The 6,804-nt window shown below is 62.3% G+C and carries 6 protein-coding genes; 1 reads left to right on the top strand and 5 read right to left on the bottom strand.

The window, feature by feature from the left end; translation table 11 throughout:
- Window positions 1–105: 105 nt before the first annotated feature.
- Genes lpdA through AC3WP7_RS15320 form a run of 4 tightly spaced genes read right to left on the bottom strand, consistent with a single transcriptional unit; the run spans window position 106 to window position 5,044 of the window.
- Complete coding sequence (gene lpdA, locus AC3WP7_RS15335; RefSeq protein WP_092244659.1) at window positions 106–1,485, bottom strand: dihydrolipoyl dehydrogenase; 1,380 nt, start codon at window positions 1,483–1,485, stop codon at window positions 106–108.
- A gap of 3 nt (window positions 1,486–1,488) precedes the next feature.
- Window positions 1,489–2,748, bottom strand: coding sequence for a dihydrolipoamide acetyltransferase family protein (locus AC3WP7_RS15330; protein WP_092244662.1), 1,260 nt, complete (start codon window positions 2,746–2,748; stop codon window positions 1,489–1,491).
- Window positions 2,749–3,807 (bottom strand): alpha-ketoacid dehydrogenase subunit beta, encoded by a 1,059-nt coding sequence (locus AC3WP7_RS15325; RefSeq protein ID WP_016978112.1) that lies wholly within the window; start codon window positions 3,805–3,807, stop codon window positions 2,749–2,751.
- A gap of 1 nt (window position 3,808) precedes the next feature.
- Window positions 3,809–5,044, bottom strand: a complete 1,236-nt coding sequence (locus tag AC3WP7_RS15320; protein WP_092244665.1) for a 3-methyl-2-oxobutanoate dehydrogenase (2-methylpropanoyl-transferring) subunit alpha — start codon at window positions 5,042–5,044, stop codon at window positions 3,809–3,811.
- 195 nt (window positions 5,045–5,239) lie between these two features.
- On the opposite strand from AC3WP7_RS15320, the gene bkdR reads away from it, so the two are divergent.
- Window positions 5,240–5,728, top strand: a complete 489-nt coding sequence (gene bkdR / locus AC3WP7_RS15315) for a Bkd operon transcriptional regulator BkdR (RefSeq protein WP_092244668.1) — start codon at window positions 5,240–5,242, stop codon at window positions 5,726–5,728.
- 123 nt (window positions 5,729–5,851) lie between these two features.
- On the opposite strand, the gene AC3WP7_RS15310 is transcribed toward bkdR, so the two are convergent.
- Window positions 5,852–6,715: an MBL fold metallo-hydrolase gene (locus AC3WP7_RS15310; RefSeq protein ID WP_092244671.1), complete on the bottom strand. Its 864-nt coding sequence runs from the start codon at window positions 6,713–6,715 to the stop codon at window positions 5,852–5,854.
- Window positions 6,716–6,804 lie beyond the last annotated feature (89 nt).

Here is a 6,804-nt window from a genome sequence, read left to right as displayed (position 1 = left end):
ACGCATATCCAAACACCTCAGATTTGGGCGCCATCATAGCGCCCGATTGAAGTGTCCAAAATCATTAGGCCAGTTCAGCTTGCCCCCGATGGCCTCACCGCGTTTTTACAGATGCAGTGCGTGCCCCAACGCCCGCAGCGCGGCTTCCTGCACCGCTTCGCCGAGGGTCGGATGCGCATGGATGGTGCCCGCCACGTCTTCCAGGCGCGAACCCATTTCCAGGCTCAGGCCAAAGGCGGTGGACAGTTCCGAGACGCCCACCCCCACGGCTTGCCAGCCGACGATCAGGTGGTTGTCACGGCGTGCCACCACCCGCACGAAGCCGGTCTTGGACTCCAGGGTCATGGCCCGGCCATTGGCCGCGAACGGGAAGCTCGACACGATGCAGTCAAGGCCAGCGGCCTTGGCTTCGTCGGGCGTCTTGCCGACCACCACCAGTTCCGGGTCGGTAAAGCACACCGCCGGAATGGCCGCCGGGTTGAATTCGCGATGCTTACCGCTGATCAGTTCGGCGACCATCTCGCCCTGGGCCATGGCCCGGTGCGCCAGCATCGGCTCGCCGCTCAGGTCGCCAATGGCATACACATTGCGCATGCTGGTCTGGCAGCGATTGTCGATCCTGATCGCCGCGCCGTTCATGTCCAGGTTCAGCGCTTCGAGGTTCCAGCCCTGGGTGTTGGGTTTGCGACCGACGGCAACCAGCACCTGATCAGTGGCCAACGACAAGGTGTCGCCGTTCGGGTCGCGCACTTGCAGGCTGCCATCGGCAAAACCGGTGACACTGTGCTTGAGGTAAAGCTTCACGCCCAGTTGCCTGAGGGATTCGTTCACCGGCTGCGTCAGCTCGGCATCATAGGCCGGCAGGATACGATCCTGTGCTTCGACCACACTCACGTCGGCGCCGAGCTTGCGGTAAGCGATGCCCAGTTCCAAACCGATGTAACCGCCGCCCACCACGATCAGGCGCTTGGGCACGCTTTTCGGTGCAAGGGCTTCGGTCGAGGAGATGATCGGCCCGCCAATCGGCAGCATTGGCAGGTTGACGCTTTTCGAGCCGGTGGCCAGCAGCAAGTGTTCGCACTGGATGCGCTGGTCGCCGACGTCGACGGTCTTGCCGTCCACCACCTTGGCCCAGCCGCGGATCACTTGCACCTTGTGCTTTTTCAGCAGCGCCGCGACGCCAGTGGTCAGGCGATCGACAATGCCGTCTTTCCATTCCACGCTCTTGCGGATGTCCAGGGTTGGCACATCCACTTCGATGCCCAGTTGTGAGCCCTGGCTGTGGTGCACGGTTTGCTGGAATTGCTCGGCCACATGGATAAGGGCCTTGGATGGGATGCAGCCGATATTCAGGCACGTGCCGCCCAGCGCCTGGCCCTCCACCAGGATGGTCGGGATACCCAGTTGGCCGGCACGGATCGCCGCCACATAACCGCCAGGGCCGCCACCGATAATCAGCAGGGTGGTATTCAATGTCTGCGTCATGCCTTACTCCAGGAACAGGCTGGCGGGTTGTTCGAGCAGGCCGCGAATGGCCTGGATGAATTGCGCCGCGTCCATGCCATCGACCACGCGGTGATCGAAGGAGCTGGAGAGGTTCATCATCTTGCGCACCACGATCTGGCCCTTGATCACCATCGGCCGCTCGACAATGCGATTGACGCCGACGATGGCCACTTCCGGCAGGTTCAGCACCGGCGTGCTGACAATGCCGCCCAGCGCGCCCAGGCTGGTCAGGGTAATCGTCGAACCCGATAGCTCATCGCGGCTGGCCTTGCCGTTGCGCGCCGCCGTGGCCAAACGTGCGATTTCCTCGGCATTGCCCCACAGGCTGCGGGCTTCGGCGTGGCGCACCACCGGCACCATCAGGCCGACATCGCTCTGGGTGGCGACGCCCACATGCACCGCGCCGAGGCGGGTGATGACCTGGGCTTCGTCGTCGTAACGCGCATTGATCTGCGGGAAGTCGCGCAACGCCACGACCATGGCGCGCACGATGAACGGTAGCAGGGTCAGCTTGCCGCGTGTGGCGCCGTGTTTCTCATTGAGGTGCACGCGCAACTCGTCGAGGGCGGTAACATCGATTTCTTCAACATAGCTGAAATGCGCGGCGCGCCGGGTGGCGTCCTGCATGCGCTGGGCGATCTTGCGGCGCATGCCGATCACCGGGATCTGTTCCTCGGTGTTGCGTTCGGCGTAAGGGTTGGCCGTTGCCGAAGGCTTTGCCGCGCCTTGTTGCAGGTAGGCGTCGAGGTCTTCGTGCAGAATCCGCCCGGCGGGGCCCGTGCCCTGCACCAGGCGCAGTTGAATCCCGGCGTCCAGGGCGTGTTTGCGCACGGCGGGGGAGGCCAATGGGCGCTCGTCGGCGGCACGTGCCACGGGGGCCTGGGCCGCGACAACCGGTGCGGGCTTGCTTTCAACCACGACCGGTGCAGGCTTGGCTTCCATCACCGGTACGGCCTTCGGCGCCTCTTTGACGACCGGCGCATCCTTGGCGTTGCCCACGCCTTCCACTTCAATGCTGATCAGAATACTGCCCACCGCCATGACCTCACCCGGCTCGCCGCCGAGGGAGATCACCTTACCGTGCACCGGCGAGGGAATATCCACCATCGCCTTGTCGGTCATTACGTCCGCCAGCACCTGGTCTTCGACCACCATGTCGCCGACCTTCACATGCCACACCGACAGTTCAACTTCCGCGATGCCTTCGCCAATGTCCGGCATCTTGATAACGTGCGTGCCCATTCAGACCTCCATGACCCGTTTCAACGCCGCACCCACGCGGGACGGCCCTGGGAAATACGCCCACTCCTGCGCGTGCGGGTAGGGGGTGTCCCAACCGGTAACGCGTTCGATCGGCGCTTCCAGGTGGTGGAAGCAATGCTCTTGCACCAGCGACACCAGCTCGGCACCAAAGCCGCAGGTGCGGGTGGCTTCGTGTACCACCACGCAACGGCCGGTCTTCTTCACCGATTTGACGATGGTTTCCAGGTCCAGCGGCCACAGGCTGCGCAGGTCGATGACTTCGGCGTCGATGCCGGTTTCTTCGGCGGCCACTTGCGACACATACACCGTGGTGCCGTAGGTCAGCACGGTGACGGCCGAACCCGGACGCACGATGGCGGCCACGTCCAGCGGCACGGTGTAGTAACCGTCCGGCACCTGGGCTTGCGGGTGTTTCGACCACGGCGTTACCGGGCGGTCGTGGTGGCCGTCGAACGGGCCGTTGTACAGGCGCTTGGGCTCGAGGAAGATCACCGGGTCATCGTTTTCGATGGAGGCGATCAGCAGGCCCTTGGCGTCATAGGGGTTGGACGGCATCACCGTGCGCAGGCCGCAGACCTGGGTGAACACCGCTTCGATACTCTGGCTGTGGGTCTGGCCGCCGTAGATACCGCCGCCGCAGGGCATGCGCATGGTCAGTGGCGCGGTGAACTGGCCGGCCGAGCGATAACGCAGGCGCGCCGCTTCCGAGATGATCTGGTCGGTGGCGGGGTAGACGTAGTCGGCGAACTGGATTTCGGCCACCGGGCGCAGGCCATAGGCGCCCATGCCCACGGCCACGCCGATAATGCCGCTTTCCGAGATCGGCGCGTCAAACACCCGCGAGCTGCCGTACTTGGTCTGCAAGCCTTCGGTGCAACGGAACACGCCGCCGAAATAGCCCACGTCCTGGCCAAACACCACCACGTTATCGTCTCGTTCGAGCATCACATCCATGGCCGAGCGCAAGGCCTGGATCATGGTCATGGTGGTGGTGGTCATGGCGGTTTCCACTTCAATGCTGTTGTTGTGATCGTTCATGTCAGACCCCCAACTCTTGACGCTGGCGCTTCAAGTGCTCCGGCATCTCTTTATAGACGTCCTCGAACATGGTCGCGGCGCTTGGAATCTGGCCACCGGCCAGGGTGCCGTACTGTTCGGCCTGCTTTTGCGCGGCAATCACTTCGGCTTCAAGTTCGGCACTGACCGCCGCGTGTTCCTCTTCGGACCACTGGCCAATCCTGATCAGGTGCTGCTTGAGACGGGCAATCGGGTCGCCCAGGGGGAAGTGGCTCCAGTCGTCGGCGGGGCGGTATTTGGAAGGATCATCCGAGGTGGAGTGCGGACCGGCGCGGTAGGTCACCCACTCGATCAGCGTGGGCCCCAGGTTGCGGCGCGCGCGCTCGGCAGCCCAGGCCGAAGCGGCGTACACCGCGATGAAGTCGTTGCCGTCCACCCGCAGGGAGGCGATGCCGCAACCCACGCCGCGTCCGGCGAAGGTCGTTGCTTCACCACCGGCAATCGCCTGGAAGGTGGAGATGGCCCACTGGTTGTTGACTACATTGAGGATCACCGGCGCACGGTACACGTGGGCAAAGGTGAGGGCGGTGTGGAAGTCGGATTCGGCGGTGGCGCCGTCGCCGATCCAGGCGGAAGCGATCTTGGTATCGCCCTTGATCGCCGAGGCCATGCCCCAACCCACGCCTTGTACGAACTGGGTGGCGAGGTTGCCGGAAATCGTGAAGAAGCCAGCGTCTTTCACCGAGTACATGATTGGCAACTGGCGGCCCTTGAGCGGGTCGCGTTCGTTGGACAGCAACTGGCAGATCAGGTCTACCAGTGGCACTTCACGGGCCATCAGGATGCTTTGCTGGCGGTAGGTGGGGAAGCACATGTCGTCGATGTTCAAGGCCAGGGCCTGGGCGCTGCCGATGGCTTCTTCGCCAAGGCTCTGCATGTAGAACGACATTTTTTTCTGACGCTGGGCGACCACCATGCGGTTGTCGAAGATCCGCGTCTTGAGCATGGCGCGCATGCCTTTGCGCAGAATCTCCACCGGGACGCCTTCGGCCCACGGACCGAGGGCCTGGCCCTGGTCGTCGAGCACGCGGATCAGGCCCTTGGCCAGGTCGGCGGTGTCGGCGGGTTCTACGTCGATGGCGGGTTTGCGCACGGTGCCTGCGTCGGTCAGGCGCAGGTACGTGAAGTCGGTCTTGCAGCCTGGACGGCCCGAGGGTTCAGGGACGTGCAGACGCAGTGGTTCATACTGCTGGGTCATGGCTTTCTACGCTCTATCTTGTGAATTTCTTGTAGTGGGCGCGCTAGCTGACAGTCAGTCCCCGGGTAGGGGAAATCTTGTCCTACAACAATCATAGGCGTGGCGTAGAAGAATATTTATCTCTGTTTCGTTGCGCCCGCGGTCATTTGCGGATAAAAAACCTGCATAAACATAATAAACAGGTGAATTTGTCTCATGCGCAAACTGGACCGTACCGATATCGGCATTCTCAACGCTCTGCAGGAGAATGCACGGATCACCAACGCCGACCTGGCCCGCTCGGTCAACCTGTCGCCCACGCCGTGTTTCAACCGGGTGAAGGCGATGGAAGAACTGGGCCTGATTCGCGACCAGGTCACGCTGCTGGACGCCGACCTGCTGGGGCTGCACGTCAATGTGTTCATTCACGTGAGCCTGGAAAAGCAGAATGAGTTGGCGTTGCAGCAGTTCGAAGGGGCAATTGCGGACCGTCCGGAAGTGATGGAGTGCTACCTGATGGCCGGCGACCCGGACTACCTCATCCGCGTGCTGGTACCGACGATCCAGTCGCTGGAGCGTTTCATGATGGACTTTCTGACCAAGGTGCCGGGGGTGGCGAACATCCGCTCAAGCTTTGCGCTCAAGCAGGTGCGCTATAAAACCGCACTGCCGCTGCCGGCCAATGGCATCAGTCTGGGTGCCTGATAAAAGTGGGAGGGTGCTTGCCCTCGATAGCGGTGGATCAGCTACACATGATGTGTCTGACATACTGCAATCGGGGGCAAGCCCCCTCCCACATTTGATCCCATTACAGATCAGAGACCATTTTCAGAGTTGGTTGACGGGGATTTTCAGGTAGGTCACGCCGTTATCTTCCGCCGGCGGCATATTCCCCGCCCGCACATTCACCTGGATCGCCGGCAGCAGCAGCGTCGGCATTCCCAGCCCGGCGTCGCGTCGGGTGCGCATCTCGACAAACGCCGCTTCATCCACCCCGTCATGCACATGGATATTGCCTGCGCGCTGCTCGGCCACTGTGGTCCGGCACTTAGCCTCTCGGCCTTCCGGCGGGTAGTCATGGCACACGTACAGTTCGGTTTCCAAAGGAAAGGCCAGCAACTTGCGCATCGATGCATACAACTGCCGCGCATCCCCGCCGGGGAAATCACAGCGGGCGGTACCGACATCCGGCATGAACAGCGTGTCGCCCACCAGGATCAATCGGCCGTCGATCAGGTAGGCCATGTCCGCCGGCGTATGCCCTGGCACATGCAGTGCCTGGGCCTTTAGGTTGCCGATGTGAAACACCTCATCCGGCGCAAACAGGTGGTCGAACTGCGAGCCATCTACACGAAATTCCGGCTCCAGGTTGAACAGGTGCTTGAATACGCCCTGGACTTTGCTGATGGCCTGGCCAATCGCGATCTTGCCGCCCAAGGTGCGGCGCAGGTAGGGCGCCGCCGACAGGTGGTCGGCGTGGGCGTGGGTTTCCAGCAGCCACTGCACCTGCAAGCCGTGCTCGCGCACGAAGGCGATGACGTTATCGGCCTGGGCGGTGTCGGTGCGCCCCGAGGCCGGATCGTAGTTGAGCACTGAGTCGACAATGGCGCACGGGCCGCCGTCGGTTTCATAGACGACGTAGGTGTAGGTCGACGATGCCTCGTCCAGAAAGGCTTGAATCAACGCTGGCATGGCGAACGTCCCCGATGGAGAAAAAAGTAGTTACAATCAGTTTACGTTTTCACATAATGTTTCGAGCTTAAGTGACACAAAGGACCCGA

This window comes from Pseudomonas sp. FW305-3-2-15-C-LB1 (genome assembly GCF_058787615.1).
This window is presented reverse-complemented; position numbering and strand designations above follow the sequence as displayed.

What these genes read in the sequence shown, in the direction of transcription:
- lpdA (WP_092244659.1), bottom strand. Translation starts at nt 1,485, where the DNA reads ATGACGCAGACATTGAATACCACCCTGCTGATTATCGGTGGCGGCCCT.
- AC3WP7_RS15330 (WP_092244662.1), bottom strand. Translation starts at nt 2,748, where the DNA reads ATGGGCACGCACGTTATCAAGATGCCGGACATTGGCGAAGGCATCGCG.
- AC3WP7_RS15325 (WP_016978112.1), bottom strand. Translation starts at nt 3,807, where the DNA reads ATGAACGATCACAACAACAGCATTGAAGTGGAAACCGCCATGACCACC.
- AC3WP7_RS15320 (WP_092244665.1), bottom strand. Translation starts at nt 5,044, where the DNA reads ATGACCCAGCAGTATGAACCACTGCGTCTGCACGTCCCTGAACCCTCG.
- bkdR (WP_092244668.1), top strand. Translation starts at nt 5,240, where the DNA reads ATGCGCAAACTGGACCGTACCGATATCGGCATTCTCAACGCTCTGCAG.
- AC3WP7_RS15310 (WP_092244671.1), bottom strand. Translation starts at nt 6,715, where the DNA reads ATGCCAGCGTTGATTCAAGCCTTTCTGGACGAGGCATCGTCGACCTAC.